11 protein-coding genes and 1 pseudogene are annotated in these 12,739 nt (G+C 73.9%); 7 read left to right on the top strand and 5 right to left on the bottom strand.

Annotated elements, in window-relative coordinates:
- The 3 genes and pseudogenes from AB0G13_RS08555 to AB0G13_RS08565 all read right to left on the bottom strand — a co-directional run.
- Positions 1-462 (bottom strand): annotated as a pseudogene (locus AB0G13_RS08555) (2-isopropylmalate synthase); the annotation flags it as partial.
- Positions 463-699: 237 nt separating this feature from the next.
- Positions 700-1,251: a nitroreductase family protein gene (locus tag AB0G13_RS08560; RefSeq protein WP_357870849.1), complete on the bottom strand. Its 552-nt coding sequence runs from the start codon at positions 1,249-1,251 to the stop codon at positions 700-702.
- 85 nt (positions 1,252-1,336) lie between these two features.
- On the bottom strand, positions 1,337-2,161 hold the full coding sequence (locus AB0G13_RS08565; protein ID WP_357870852.1) for a hypothetical protein: 825 nt from the start codon (positions 2,159-2,161) through the stop codon (positions 1,337-1,339).
- 224 nt (positions 2,162-2,385) lie between these two features.
- Here AB0G13_RS08565 and AB0G13_RS08570 point away from each other — a divergent pair, with 224 nt between their 5' ends.
- The gene (locus AB0G13_RS08570) at positions 2,386-3,651 is read left to right on the top strand and encodes an aspartate kinase (protein ID WP_089003025.1); all 1,266 of its coding nucleotides are present in this window, start codon (positions 2,386-2,388) and stop codon (positions 3,649-3,651) included.
- A 5-nt stretch (positions 3,652-3,656) separates the two neighbouring features.
- Positions 3,657-4,718 carry an aspartate-semialdehyde dehydrogenase gene (locus AB0G13_RS08575; RefSeq protein WP_357870855.1) on the top strand — a complete coding sequence of 354 codons (1,062 nt, stop codon included), beginning with the start codon at positions 3,657-3,659 and terminating at the stop codon, positions 4,716-4,718.
- Positions 4,719-4,724: 6 nt separating this feature from the next.
- Here the strand turns inward: AB0G13_RS08575 and AB0G13_RS08580 are convergent, their stop codons facing one another.
- Positions 4,725-6,146 carry a diguanylate cyclase gene (locus AB0G13_RS08580; RefSeq protein ID WP_357870858.1) on the bottom strand — a complete coding sequence of 474 codons (1,422 nt, stop codon included), beginning with the start codon at positions 6,144-6,146 and terminating at the stop codon, positions 4,725-4,727.
- Positions 6,147-6,362: 216 nt separating this feature from the next.
- On the opposite strand from AB0G13_RS08580, the gene AB0G13_RS08585 reads away from it, so the two are divergent.
- The 4 genes from AB0G13_RS08585 to AB0G13_RS08600 all read left to right on the top strand — a co-directional run bounded on the left by AB0G13_RS08585 (position 6,363) and on the right by AB0G13_RS08600 (position 10,731).
- Positions 6,363-7,145: a phosphodiesterase gene (locus AB0G13_RS08585; RefSeq protein WP_357870861.1), complete on the top strand. Its 783-nt coding sequence runs from the start codon at positions 6,363-6,365 to the stop codon at positions 7,143-7,145.
- A gap of 24 nt (positions 7,146-7,169) precedes the next feature.
- Positions 7,170-7,871: a histone deacetylase gene (locus tag AB0G13_RS08590; RefSeq protein ID WP_357870864.1), complete on the top strand. Its 702-nt coding sequence runs from the start codon at positions 7,170-7,172 to the stop codon at positions 7,869-7,871.
- Positions 7,872-8,179: 308 nt separating this feature from the next.
- Positions 8,180-8,635, top strand: coding sequence for a lamin tail domain-containing protein (locus AB0G13_RS08595; RefSeq protein WP_357870867.1), 456 nt, complete (start codon positions 8,180-8,182; stop codon positions 8,633-8,635).
- A gap of 383 nt (positions 8,636-9,018) precedes the next feature.
- On the top strand, positions 9,019-10,731 hold the full coding sequence (locus AB0G13_RS08600) for a bifunctional metallophosphatase/5'-nucleotidase (protein WP_357870870.1): 1,713 nt from the start codon (positions 9,019-9,021) through the stop codon (positions 10,729-10,731).
- Between the two features lie 106 nt (positions 10,732-10,837).
- On the opposite strand, the gene AB0G13_RS08605 is transcribed toward AB0G13_RS08600, so the two are convergent.
- Entirely contained in the window at positions 10,838-12,121 is a 1,284-nt protein-coding gene (locus tag AB0G13_RS08605; RefSeq protein ID WP_357870873.1) for an MFS transporter, read from the bottom strand.
- 132 nt (positions 12,122-12,253) lie between these two features.
- On the opposite strand from AB0G13_RS08605, the gene AB0G13_RS08610 reads away from it, so the two are divergent.
- Positions 12,254-12,727 (top strand): hypothetical protein, encoded by a 474-nt coding sequence (locus AB0G13_RS08610; protein ID WP_357871019.1) that lies wholly within the window; start codon positions 12,254-12,256, stop codon positions 12,725-12,727.
- The last annotated feature ends 12 nt before the right edge of the window (positions 12,728-12,739 follow it).

The raw sequence follows: 12,739 nt of genomic DNA on the forward strand, positions 1-12,739 counted from the left end.
GAGCGTGGAGGTCGAGTTGTAGAAGTGCACGATCGCCCGCCGCGCGCCGCGCAGCGACTCGAAGGTCCGGTCGATCAGGTGCTCCCGGCACTGGGTGAGCACCTGGATCGTGACGTCCTCCGGGATCAGGTCCTGCTCGATGAGCTGCCGCACGAAGTCGTAGTCCGTCTGGCTGGCCGAGGGGAAGCCGACCTCGATCTCCTTGTAGCCCATCTGCACCAGCAGCTGGAACATCCGGCGCTTGCGCTCCGGCGACATCGGGTCGATCAGCGCCTGGTTGCCGTCGCGCAGGTCCACCGCGCACCAGCGCGGCGCGACCTCGACGTGCCGGGTCGGCCAGCCGCGGTCGGGCAGGTCGATCCGGAACTGCTGCTGGTACGGCTGGTAGCGGTGGTACGGCATCCGGCTGGGGCGCTGCCGGGCGATCGGATCGGTCTCAGCGTCGGTGACGGGTTGAGCCATGACGGAGTGCTCCCTGGAACATGTGGCGTCAGCAATCGGAAGGTGTCGGCCAGGTGCCGGGCGACGGTGCCCGGGCGGTTGCCGATGGGAAGTTCGGATGTGCTGGACGGCGCGGTTGGACTCCGCGACGAGGTGCCGGCCTTCAGGCCTCGTCGCGGCGACCAAGGAGGAGGTACGCCTGCCACATGACCAGGTAACCCTACGTGGCGGGCCGGGGTGCGGGAAGGCCGGTCCGGACTATGAGACGTACTTCGCAGCCTGGCTGGTCAGCAGCAGGTCGGCCAGGGGGAGCCGACGGCGCAGCCCGGTCTCCGAGCGGAGCAGGTCGGCGGGGAGGCTGAGCGGGTCACCGAGCTGCCCGACGGCCGCCACCGCGTGCGGCCGTACGCCCGCCGGCAGGTCGAGGTCGGCGGCCAGGCCGGCGTGGTCGAGGTCGCGCAGCTGGCGTACGTGCAGGCCGAGCGCCGTGGCCTGCACGGTGAGGTGGGCGACTGCCTGGCCCAGGTCGTACGCGTGCCCGGCGGAGCCCGTGCGGTGGGCGCACAGCAGCAGCGCGGAGGCGCGCTGGGCCCACCGCTGGTCCCGTTCCGGCAGGTTGACCAGGATCCGCTTGAACGTCTCGTCGTCCCGGTGCCCGAGCGCGAACCGCCACGGTTGGGCGTTGCCGGCCGAGGGCGCCCAGCGGGCCGCCTCCAGCAGCGCGGACGCGTCCTGGCGGGACAGCTCCGCCACCGGGTCGAAGGACCGGGGGCTCCAGCGGAACGCGAGCAGCGGGGTGAGGTCGGCCATGGGGTGAGTGTCCCGTAAGGGCGATTCAGTACTTAAGGGCGGGATGTCCGAATGTGGCGAACGGCACCCGTAACGTCACCCGTGGTCAGAACGTTCCCGCGCTCGGGCTCACGGTCGGCTCCCCGGTCGGCTCCGGCGTCGCCGTGCCGAGCGGCTCGGCGTCGACCACCGGCCCGGCCAGCTGCACGGTGGCCGGGGCCGGCGCGGGCGTCCCGGCGAGGATCAGCGTGCCGAACGCGGTACGCACCGCCGTGGGCGTGCCGTCGGGGCCGTAGCAGTAGATCCCCACGTCGAGCGGCGCGTTGATCGACGCCGAGGTGGTCTCGACCGAGTAGCAGGCGCCGGACGCGCCGGGCGGCGGCTGGGCCGGCGAGACGGCGAGCGGGGCCCGCTGGTCGGTCAGCACGTCCAGCCAGTCGGTGAACGGGTGCTGCACCCGGGGATCGAGCCGCCGCGGCACGGCCTCGTCCGGGTCGCCGAGGCGTACGCAGGCCGCCGGCTCGGGCCGGGCGGCGGACGGCAGGGCGCACTGGAACAGCCCGTCGGCGGTGGCGGCGAACGAGACGTCGGCGGTCCCGCCGAGGGCGCCGCCCGGCACGTCGACCCGCCAGCTGCCGTCGTTCGCGCTGGTCACCAGGATCGTCCGGTCCGGGGACCCGGGGGCGCGCAGCGTGTAGCTGGCGACCAGGTGCCGGTCCTGCGCGGCGGCCGCCAGCGCGGCCAGCTCGTCGCGCGCCGCGTCCAGCCCCGCCGGCGCCGGTGTCGCGGTGGGGGTGGGCCGGGCGACCGGCTGGTCGGCGGTGCAGGCGACGAGGAGCGCGGGCAGGGCGAGCGCGAGCGGGCCGGCGAGGCGTCGGGCCCGACGCGCGGGCTTCGCGGTGGGGCCGGCCGGGCGGGGATGGGCGTGCACGGGGCCATTCTGCGGCCCGGAAACGGCGCGCGTGGGCCCTGCCGCGCGCAGCGCCCCGGCGTGTCGCGTGCCACCCCGCCCCGCGCGGCCGGGCCGGATCGTGGGATCACCCGACCCGCCCGGGTCGGCCGACCGATACCCTGGGTGCGTCTGACGCGCGCCGCCGGCTGAGATCCGGCGGCGTCGGCACGCTCAGGGTCGTCGCTGGGAGGGAGTGCACCGTCGTGGCACTCGTGGTGCAGAAGTACGGCGGGTCCTCCGTCGCCAACGCGGAGCGGATCAAGCGGGTGGCCGAGCGCATCGTCGCCGCCCGCAAGGCCGGCGACGACGTCGTCGTGGTGGTCTCCGCCATGGGGGACACGACAGACGAGCTGCTCGACCTGGCCAACCAGGTCAGCCCGCTGCCGCCGGGCCGCGAGCTGGACATGCTGCTCACCGCCGGGGAGCGGATCTCCATGGCGCTGCTCGCCATGGCCATCCACAACCTGGGGTACGAGGCCCGCTCGTTCACCGGCTCCCAGGCGGGCGTGATCACCACGTCGGTGCACGGCCGGGCGCGGATCATCGACGTCACGCCGGGCCGGCTCAAGGGCGCGCTCGACGAGGGCGCGGTGGTCATCGTCGCCGGCTTCCAGGGCGTCTCGCAGGACACCAAGGACGTCACCACGCTGGGCCGGGGCGGCTCCGACACCACCGCCGTGGCGCTCGCCGCCGCGCTGCACGCGGACGTCTGCGAGATCTACACCGACGTGGACGGCGTCTTCAGCGCCGACCCGCGGATCGTCCCGAACGCGCGGCACATCACCCAGATCACCTACGAGGAGATGCTGGAGCTGGCCGCCTGCGGCGCCAAGATCCTGCACCTGCGCAGCGTGGAGTACGCCCGCCGGGCGGGCTTGCCGATCCACGTCCGTTCGTCATACTCGACCAACACCGGCACGATGGTCACCGGATCGATGGAGGACCTTCCTGTGGAGCAAGCACTGATCACCGGGGTCGCCCACGACCGCAGCGAAGCCAAGATCACGATCGTGGGGGTGCCCGATGAGCCGGGCGCCGCCGCGCGGATCTTCGACACCGTGGCCGGCGCCGAGATCAACCTCGACATGATCGTGCAGAACGTGTCCACCGAGGGCACGGGTCGCACGGACATCTCCTTCACGCTGCCCAAGGCCGACGGCCCGACGGCCATGGCCGCCCTGAGCAAGATCCAGGAGTCGGTCAAGTTCAAGGGCCTGCTCTACGACGACCACGTCGGCAAGGTCTCGCTGATCGGGGCCGGCATGCGCTCGCACCCGGGCGTCGCGGCCGGCTTCTTCGCCGCCCTCGGCGCGGCGGGGGTGAACATCGAGATGATCTCCACCTCGGAGATCCGGGTCTCCGTGGTCTGCCGTGACACCGACCTGGACGCCGCGGTGCGCGCCATCCACGAGGCCTTCGACCTCGGCGGCGACACCGAGGCCGTCGTCTACGCGGGGACGGGACGGTAGCCACCGTGTCGCCGCTGCCCACCCTGGCCGTGGTCGGGGCGACCGGTGCCGTCGGCACGGTGATGTGCGAGCTGCTCAGCGGCCGGAAGAACGTCTGGGGCGAGATCCGGCTGCTCGCCTCGGAGCGCTCGGTCGGGCGGCGGCTGCGCTGCCGGGGTGAGGAGCTGACCGTCCAGGCGCTGACCCCGGAGGCGTTCGACGGCGTCGACGTGGCGATGTTCGACGTCCCGGACGAGGTCTCCGCGCGGTGGGCGCCGATCGCGGTCGGCCGCGGGGCCGTCGCGGTGGACAACTCCGGCGCCTTCCGGATGGACCGCGACGTCCCGCTGGTGGTGCCGGAGATCAACCCCGAGCAGGTACGCAACCGGCCGAAGGGCATCATCGCCAACGCCAACTGCACCACCCTGGCGATGATCATCGCGATCGCCCCGCTGCACCGCGAGTACGGGCTGCGCGAACTGGTGCTCGCCTCCTACCAGGCGGCCTCCGGCGCCGGCCAGAGCGGCGTGGACACCCTGCACGCCCAGCTGACCAAGATCGCGGGGGACCGGGTGCTCGGCTCCCGCCCCGGCGACGTACGCCAGGCGGTCGGCGACGACGTGGGCCCGTTCCCCGCGCCGCTGGCGCTGAACGTGGTGCCCTGGGCCGGCTCCCTGGCCGACGCGGGATGGTCGTCCGAGGAGATGAAGCTGCGCAACGAGTCGCGCAAGATCCTCGGGCTGCCCGACCTGAAGGTCTCCGCCACCTGCGTACGGGTCCCGGTGGTGACCGGCCACTCCGTCGCGGTGCACGCGGTCTTCGCCACCGAGGTGGACGCCGAGGGCGCCCGCGAGGTGCTGCGGAACGCGCCCGGCGTGATCCTGGTCGACGACCCTGCCGCGGGCGAGTTCCCGATGCCCATCGACGCGGTCGGCACCGACCCCTCCTGGGTGGGCCGGATCCGCCGCGCCGTCGACGACCCGCGCGCCCTGGACTTCTTCGTCACCGGCGACAACCTCCGCAAGGGCGCCGCCCTCAACACGGCCCAGATAGCCGAACTCCTGGCCAGGGAACTGACCCCCCGCTGACCCCGGTCAGGCGGGGGCCAGGCGGACGCCGTCGCGGCCGTGTCGTTTGACCGCGTACAGCGCCCGGTCGGCGCGGCGCAGCGTGGCCTCGGGTGACTCGCCCGGGCGGGGGAGGGCCACCCCGACGCTGATCGTGCGGCCGATCCGCCTCGCCGCCTCGGCGAGGCGCTCGGCGATCCGGACCGCCTCCTCGGGGCGACTCACCTCGATCACCGCCACGAACTCGTCGCCGCCGATCCGGTAGAGCTCGTCGCCGTGGCGCAGCGCCGCCTCCAGGGCCCGGGCCAGCCGGACGAGCACGCGGTCGCCGGCCTGGTGGCCGTACGTGTCGTTGACGGTCTTGAAGCCGTCCACGTCGATCGCCAGCAGGGCCGTGCGCCCCGGGGTGGCCACCGCGATCCGCTGGCCGAACGGGCCCGTGTGCCGCAGCCCGGTCAACGGGTCCGAGTTGGCCTGCTCGCGCAGGCGGGCGAGGGTGCGCAGCCGGTCCAGGCAGCTCCACGCCTGGCCGGCGAGCAGCTCCAACAGGTTGACCGTGGTGGGGTCGGGGCGCAGCAGCCGTTCGTCGGCGACCAGCAGCACCCCGCCGTCGTCGGGCCGGCCGACCGGCACCGCGACCAGGGTGCGCACCCCGGCCCGGGTCAGCGGCCGGTGGTCGGGGATGGGCGGGTGCCCGGCCTCGCCCAGCGTGTAGCCCACGCCGTGGCGGTGGGCGCGAGCGACCAACCGGCCCAGCGCGGCCGGGCCCGCCTCGGTCAGCTCCGCCCGGATCCGGGCCTCCAACTCGCCCGGGGTGGCGGGCGGCGTGCCCAGCCGGGGCCCGTCCGGGCCGGCGAGCACCAGCACCGCCGCGGAGAGGGTGGACACGTCCCGGGCCGCGGCGATCGCGGCGGCGAACAGGTCCCACTCCGTCGACGCGGAGGTCAGCGCGGCGGCGTGCCGGAGGAGCTTCTCGCTGCGGCTCTCCGCCGGTGGTCCGCCGAGCGCCACGATCCGGGCGCCGAGCCGGGCCGCCAGCCGCTCGGCGGTGTCGCGCCACGGGGCCAGGTCGGTCGGGCCGCACCACTGGAGGTCCAGCACCCCGATGGGCCGGCCCGCCGGGTCCAGCACCGGTACGCACACCTCGGCGGTGACGTCGGGGCGTACCGGGATGTAGTCGGGGTCCCGGGCGACGTCGGGCACGACGGCGGTCTCGCCGGAGGCGTACACCCGGCCCACGATCCCGGTCTTCGGCGGCACCGTGGAGAAGACCTGCCAGGACCCGGTGGCCGCGACGCAGCGGAGCCGGTCGTGGACGTGCAGCAGGACGGAGATGGTGGCCGGCGCGTGCCGGGCGAGCGCGCTGACGGTCCACCCGCACGCCTCGACGACGGTCGACGCCATGGGGAGGCGGACCGTGACGTCACGGATGACTCGCTCGTGATCCACTCGGCACGTCGTTCCAGGTAGGGAGGGCTGCGACCGGCGGGCGGGCCCGCGATCAAGCGTACTCAGCGGGGCCCCGGACCGCCGGTGACCAAGATCGCCCACCGCTTTCGTACACATGTGCCATCCACAGGCTGTGGACAGGGCCTGTGGGTTCGGCGGGCCGCGCGCCGGGGCTCGCGGCGATAGCGTGGGGGTCCCGGTCGAGTGGAGGCACGGATGCTCATCGCCCAGCTCAGTGATCCGCACGTGACCACCGGCGCGCTCGCCACCGAGCCGGCCGCCGGCCTGCACCGCGCCCTGGGGCGGGTGTTGGCGCTGAACCCCCGGCCCGACTGCGTGGTCGTCACCGGCGACCTGGTCGACCGTGGCGGCCCCGACGAGTACGCGGCCCTGCGCGAGATCATCGGCCGGTTCCCGCTGCCGGTGCACCTGGTCGCCGGCAACCACGACGACCGGGAGTCGCTGCTGGACGCGTTCGGCGGCACGCCGTGGCTCGGCGGCGGCTTCTCCGCGTACTACCACGTGGACCACCCCGAGGCGACGGTCGTGGTGCTGGACTCGTCGATGCCGGGCGGGGGCGGCGCCGGCTGCCTCGGCGAGGACCAGCTCGGCTGGCTGGACGGGGTGCTGGCCGGCCGCCCCGAGGTGCCGGCCGTGGTCTGCCTGCACCACCCGCCGGCGCCGGTCGGCATCCCGTTCCTCGACGACATCCGGCTGACCGACGGCGACGGGCTGGCCGAGGTGGTCGCCCGGCACCCGCACGTCGTCCGGGTGATCGCCGGGCACGTCCACCGCCCGGTCACGGTGAGCTTCGCCGGCACGGTGCTCACCACCGCGCCGAGCACCTGGCGGCAGAGTTCGCTCACCATGAGCGCGGAGGAGCAGTTCGGCTGGGTCACCGAGCCGACCGGCTTCCTGCTGCACCGGGTCACCGCGAGCGGATGCGCCACGCACCTGGTGCAGGCGAGCCACGCCGCCGGCATGACCTGCGGGTTCTGACCGCCGGGGGACGAGCGGTCGCGGATGGACGAGGTCTGGTATGTCGCGTACGGGTCGAACCTGCACGCGGCCCGGCTCGGCTTCTACCTGGCCGGGGGCTGCCCGCCCGGCGGACGGCGGACCTACCCGGGCTGCCGGGACCCGCGACCCCCGAGGCGTACGGTGCCGGTGTCGCTGCCCGGCGGCGTCTACTTCGCCGGTGAGTCCCGGGCGTGGACCGGCGGGATGGCGTTCTACGACCCGGCGCTCCCCGGCGAGGCGGCGGCCCGGGCCTACCTGCTCGACGTCGGGCAGTTCGCCGACGTGGCCGCCCAGGAGATGTACCGGGAGCCCGGCGCCGACGTCGGCCTGATCGCCGAGGCCGTGGCCACCGGGCGGGCCACCCTCGGCCCCGGCCGGTACGAGACCCTGCTCTGCCCCGGCCGGCTCGACGGGCTCCCGCTGCTGACCTTCACCGCCCCCTTGGCGGCGTCCGAGGTGCGGTGGCGGGCCCCGGCCCCGGCCTACCTCGGCATGATCGCCCGTGGCCTGCGCGAGTCGCACGGCTGGGACGCCGACCGGATCGTCCGCTACCTGCTGGCCCGGCCGGGAGTCGCCGACGCCTGGGACGCGGCGGCCGTCGCGGCACTGGTCGCCGGGGACGGACCGGCACTGACCGCCGGGGACGGACCGGCACTGACCGCCGGGACGGACCCGCGCATGACCGCCGGGACGGATCCGCGCTGACCGCCGGGAAGGATCCGGCACGACGCGCAGGACGACCGACGCACCGGCCGGTCCCGGGCACCGAACGCCGGGCGGGACGGGACGCCCGGTGGCCGTCGTCCCGCCGCCCGGTCACCCCGGCGGTCGGTCCGGCGACCGGCGCACGTCCCGCCGGTCGGCAGTAGATCAACCGGGCGGACGCAATTGCCCGCAACGACCGTTTCACCGTCCACAATCACCACCGGGCATCGATAACCTCGGCCGGCCGTGCGCGGGCACGGCTCATCCGCCGGCTCCACGAACCGGCCGTCTGTGTGTGGGGGAATCGCATGAGGAGAAGGCTGATCGGTCTCGCGGTGGCGCTCGCCGTAACGGTGGGCGTCTCGCTGACCGCCGCCGGCCCGGCCCAGGCCGCCACCCCGGCCATCCAGATCACCAAGGTCTACTACAACTCGCCGGGCGCCGACAACCGCTCGAACTCCAGCCTCAACGCCGAGTACGTCCGGCTGACCAACCGGCGCTCCACCGCCGTCAACCTGAAGTACTGGACGCTGCGTGACCAGGCCAACCACGTCTACAAGTTCTCCGGCGACTTCCGGCTTGCCGCGGGTGCCAGCGTCCTCGTGCACACCGGAAAGGGCACCAACAGCTCGACCCACCGCTACTGGGGCTCGGGCGCCTACATCTGGAACAACACCGGAGACAAGGCGTACCTGCGCAACTCGTCCGGCACCCTGATCGACTCCTGCTCGTGGGGGAGCCGCGGCAGCTACACGTACTGCTGAGGCGGCCGCCGGCCCCGGGCAGCCGGGGCCGGCGGCACTCGCGGCGGCGTCCACCGACGGGAATCCGTGCTCATCCGATCATCCTTCCGGCGTACGCCGTCCGTCCGGTCCTTCCTGGACCAGCCCGCCCGACTGCCGTGACGATCGGGCACCCGCTGCCGGGCATGTCGGAAACGCCCGTCCGGACCTCCCGGTCGGCGGGCGTAGGCCCAGTTCCCTCGGGTCCGCCCCGGTCGACCGGCGGCGTCCGACGATGAGAGGCTGTTTGCGACGCGGCGGCGTCCCCCACCGTCGCCACCGCGACCGAACCCTGCCGACGGCGCGGCCCGACCCGGGGTGGACCGTCACCCGGGTGCCCGCGCCGGCTTCCCACGAGGAGTTCCATGTCCATCCCCGGGATGCGCCGGGCCGCCATCGGCCTGACCGCGCTCGCCGTGACCGCCCTCGGCGCGGTCACGACCACCCCCGACCAGGCGGACGCCGGCCCGAAGCCGGTCGCCGTCAAGCTGCTCGCCCTCAACGACTTCCACGGCAACCTCGAACCGCCGACCGGCACCACCAACGGCACCATCGCCGGGCAGCCCGCCGGCGGGGCCGAATACCTCGCCACCCAGCTCGCCGAGCTGCGCAAGCGCGCCGCCAAGGAGCAGAACACCATCACCGTGGCGGCCGGCGACCTGATCGGCGCCTCCCCGCTGCTCTCCGCCGCGTTCCACGACGAGCCGACCATCGAGGCGCTGTCGTTGGCCGGGCTCGACTACGCCAGCGTCGGGAACCACGAGTTCGACGAGGGCGCCGACGAGCTGCTGCGCATCCAGAACGGCGGCTGCCACCCGGTCGACGGCTGCGCCGACGGCACCCCGTACGAGGGCGCCGGCTTCCAGTACCTCTCCGCGAACGCGTTCAGGACCGCGAGCGGCCAGCCGCTGCTGGCCCCGTACGCCATCCACAAGGTGCAGGGCGTCAAGGTCGGCTTCATCGGCATGACGCTGGAGGGCACCCCGCAGATCGTCAGCCCGCAGGGCGTCGCCGGCCTGACCTTCACCGACGAGGCGCAGACCGCCAACCGGTACGCCCGCGAGCTGCGCCGCCAGGGCGTCGAGACCATCGTCGTGCTGATGCACGAGGGCGGCACCCAGGACGCCACCGGCGGCATCAACGACTGCAAGGGCATCAGCGGCCCGGTCGTGGACATCGCCAACCGGATGGACCCGTCGATCGACGTGGTCGTCAGCGGCCACACCCACCAGGCGTACAACTGCGACATCAACGGCAAGCTGGTCACCAGCGCCAGCTCCTTCGGCCGCCTGGTCACCGACATCGACCTCTCCATCGACCGGCGCACTGGCGACGTGATCAGCGCCAAGGCCGAGAACGTGGTGGTCACCCGGGACCTCGCCAGAGACCGGGCGCAGACCGACCTGATCAACCGCTACAAGACGGTGCTCGGCCCGGTGGCCGGCCGCGAGGTCGGCCAGACCACCACGGCGATCAAGAAGACCCAGGAGACCCTCTTCGGTACGACCATGGGCGAGTCCCCGCTGGGCAACCTGGTCGCCGACGCGCAGCTCGCCGCCACCGACGACGAGCAGGGCGCGGTCGCCGCCTTCATGAACCCCGGTGGCGTACGCGCCGACCTCGACGCCGGCCCGGTCACCTACGAGGAGGCGTTCACGGTGCAGCCGTTCGGCAACAACCTCGTGACGCTCGACCTCACCGGTGCGCAGCTCTACTGCATGCTGGAGCAGCAGTTCGTCACCGGCCGGACGCTCTACCCGTCGTCGACCGTCCGCTACGTCGTCGACCCGGCCGGCACCACCGGCACCGTCGCCGACGCCTGCGCCGGCACCCGGGTCGTCCGGGGCAGCCTCACCCTGGGCGGGGTGGCGGTCACCGCCGACGCCACGTACCGGGTCACGGTGAACAACTTCCTCTCCGGCGGCGGCGACGGCTTCACCGTCCTCACCGGCGGCACCAACGCGGTCACCGGCATGATCGACCTGGATGCGTTCGTGGCCTACCTGACCGCCGAGTCCCCGCTCTCGGCGCCGGCCCTGGACCGGATCCGCACCACCGCGGAGGTCCCCGCCGCCTGACGGCAGCGGTACACACCCGACGGGCCCCGGAGCATCCGCTCCGGGGCCCGTTCTCCGTCCGTCCGTTGGCCGGCCCTGGGCCGGGGCCGGGTTGTCCGTCCGGTGGTCAGGCCTGCGCGGGGGCCGGTTCGGTGGCCGGTGGGGTGGCCGGCGTGCGGCCGTCCTGGGCCGGCGTGAGCAGCCGGCGCAGGGAGAGCGCGATGAGCGAGGCCACCAGGCAACCGCTGACGACCGCCACGACCCAGATCCGGCCGTTGGCCGCACCGAGCAGCGGGCCCGCCGTGACCGGGCCGATCACCCCGCTGATGCCGAAGATCATCGAGCTCATGGCGTTGTACCGGCCGCGCAGCGCGTCCGTGGCGAGCGCGTTCGCCAGCGCCGGCATCACCGGCGACAGCAGGGTCTCGCCGAAGCCGAAGATCGCCGAGCAGGCCACGACGCAGAGGGCGGCAACCAGCGCGTTGCTCGGGCCGACCACGCCCCCGGCTCCCAGGACCAGCCAGGCGATCGCGAAGACCGCGCCCACCACCGCCAGCCCGCCCGTCCGGCTGCGCCCCTCCATCCGCCGCAGGACCAGCAGCTGGGAGAGCACGATCATCACCGTGTTGCCGGCCAGCGCCCAGGCCACCACGCGCGGCGTCACCTCGGCCACCCGCACGGCGTACGCGGTGAAACCGACCTCGATCTGCGCGTATCCGCAGGTGGTCAGGACCAGGCCGAAGATGACGAGCCGCCGGAACGGGCGGTCGCGCAGCACGGTGAGGTAGCCGCCGGACGACGTCCGCTCCCCGGCCGGTCCGGCGGCGAGCCGGCGGCCCACGTGCGGCAGGGTCAGCAGGATCAGCGCGGGCATCAGGTAGCTGATCGCGTCGAGCACGTAGATCGCCTGGAAGGTGACCGCGCGGGTGGTGTCGACGATCGCGCCGGAGGTCAGGCCGCCGACGCCGATGCCGAGGTTGAGCAGGGCGAAGTTCAGCCCGAAGATCCGCTGCCGCTCGTCGGCGTCGGTGAGCGAGGCGAGGATCGTGTTCTGCCCGGGCCAGATGACGGAGCTGCCCATCGCGACCAGCGTCATCACCCCGAACGCCGAGGCGCTCGAGTCGACCAGCGCCAGCGACCCGGTGCCGACCGCCTCGATCACCAGGCCCGAGAGCAGGATCCGGCGCGCGCCGAACCGGTCGATGAGCGTGCCGCCGACCGGCGACAGCGCCAGGGTGACCACGCCGTACCAGCCGATCACCAGACCGGCCCGGGTGTCGGTGAGGCCCCGCACGTCGGTCAGGTAGATGAACAGGAACGGCAGGGTGAGGCCGCGCCCGATCGCCGACAACAGCGTGCCGACGAGCATCCGCCGGGCTTCCGGACGGCGGGGCAGGGCGCGACTGAGCATCCCCCGATTCTGTGCGCTGGGTGTGACGCAGCGCGAGACCTTTTCGCTCGGAGTTTCCCGCGCAGCGTGTGCGCGGTGTCACACCCCGAAGCGCGTCTGCGGGCGTCGTACCTCTCTGCGATCCTGGTCGGGATGACCACCACCTGGCGACACCTGCCCGCACCGGCCCGCGAGATCGCCACCGCCGCCACCGACGCGGTCGCCGCCGCGCGCGAGCGCGCCTCCGAGGCGTACGACGTCGCGGTGGCCCGGCTCGCCACGGCCGAGCGGTCCGGCCTGGTGCTCGGCGCGGTGGTCCGGCTGCTGCTGGAGGAGACCCACCCGGACGGTCTGGACGGCGACGACGTCCGTCAGGTGCTCGAGGGCTGTGTGCGCGGCGCCGCGCAGTGGCGGCCCGACGTCGACCCGCACGTGGTGCTCGTCCTGCTGGCGGGCGCCCTCGGCGTCTACGACCCGGACGGCGACGAGTCGCCGCCCGACCCGCCCCATGTGGCGCGGCACGCGCCGCTGCTCGTCGCCGACCTGCTCGCCGCCACCGGCCGGCCCCTCGACGGCTACCTGACCGCCGCGTTCACCGAGATCGCGCGCACCGAGCGGCAGGACTGACCGGCGGCCGGG

This window comes from Micromonospora sp. NPDC023633 (genome assembly GCF_040640035.1).
In the GTDB taxonomy this organism is placed as follows: domain Bacteria; phylum Actinomycetota; class Actinomycetes; order Mycobacteriales; family Micromonosporaceae; genus Micromonospora.